The following is a 1385-nucleotide window of genomic DNA, read 5'->3' on the forward strand; positions in this document are numbered from 1 at the left end:
TCCCTCCCCCAGCGCGCCCCCGGCCCTTGGCGCGTCGCGGTCCCGCCACTCACGCAACTCGGCGAACTCGACCCGGGCTGGGCAGAGGCGTACGAGGCCGCGGTGACCCAACTCCGTACAGCCGGGGCCTCCATCCGCACCCTCGATCTCACCCCGTTCACCGAGGCCGCCGCGATGCTGTACCAGGGCGCGTTCGTCGCGGAGCGCTACACAGCGGTGGGCGCCTTTGTCGACAAGCTGCTCGCCGAGGGAGGTGAAGCGGCGGCGACCCTGGACCCCACGGTCGCCGGCATCATCACCCGCGCCCGGGACATCCCCGCCCACCAGCTCTACGCCGACCAGGAACGCCTGGCCGCCCTGCGCACCCACGCGCTCGCCGAACTTGCCGACGCCGACGCCCTGTTGCTGCCCACGACCCCCGGTCACCCGACCCTCGCCGAGGTCGCCGCCGACCCGCTGGGCGCCAACGCCCGGCTGGGCCGCTTCACCAACTCCACCAACCTCTTCGACCTGGCCGCGGCGGCCGTACCCGCGGGCGAGGTCGACGGTCTCCCCTTCGGCGTGATGCTGATCGGCCCCGCGTTCACCGACGAACGCCTCGCCGCGATCGCCCGCCTGCTCCAGCCCGAGACCCGCCTCGCGGTGGTCGGCGCGCATCTCACGGGACAGCCGCTGAACCCCCAACTCCTGGCCCTGGGAGCCAAGTTCGAGCGGACGACCACGACGGCCCCCGTCTACCGTCTGCACGCCCTCCCGACGACGCCACCGAAGCCGGGCCTCGTCCACGTCGGCGAGGGGGAAACGGGCGGGGCGGCCATCGAGGCAGAGGTGTGGCGCCTGCCCGCCGAAGGCCTGGGCCGCTTCCTCACCGCTCTCCCCCGCCCGATGGCCCTGGGCCGCGTGGAACTCGCCGACGGCACCCACGTACCCGGTTTCCTGTGCGAACCGGCCGCTCTCGAAGACGCCGTGGACATCACGGCGTACGGCGGCTGGCGCACGTACCTGAACGCCGGCCCTGACAGCTCCTGACCACCCCTCGCCGCTCCGCACCGGCGCCGGACACACGCGAGGCTTCCGGTGCCGGCAGCGCCGATGGAGAGCATGGGCGACCCCACATCACCGCCACCGACGCCACCGATCGAACCGGGATACACGGCCTGGACGGCCCCAACCGCACCAGATGGACGCGCCACCCGAACACACCTTCGGGCGCCGGCATCGCCTGCGACGGGACCGCGCAGCGGCGATCGCGGCGATCACCGCGACGAGCGCGCCCCCGGCGCGCCCCCGGCGCGCACCCGAATTCCTCACCCCGGAAGCAGCACGCCGCCCCGGCACCCCACAACTGGACCAGGCGGGCGCGATCGCCCCACAGACCCTGTCTC

General features: G+C 73.8%; 2 protein-coding genes. Both read left to right on the forward strand.

What is annotated here, in order from left to right:
* The coding region (locus AOK08_RS41980) for an allophanate hydrolase-related protein (protein WP_241827331.1) at positions 1–1029 on the forward strand (1029 nt) is incomplete at its 5' end.
* Positions 1030–1180: 151 nt separating this feature from the next.
* Positions 1181–1385 (forward strand): hypothetical protein (locus AOK08_RS46920; RefSeq protein ID WP_206743423.1); only part of this gene is annotated, 205 nt, incomplete at its 3' end.

Source organism: Streptomyces graminilatus, from assembly GCF_001418565.1.
In the GTDB taxonomy this organism is placed as follows: Bacteria; Actinomycetota; Actinomycetes; order Streptomycetales; family Streptomycetaceae; genus Streptomyces; species Streptomyces graminilatus.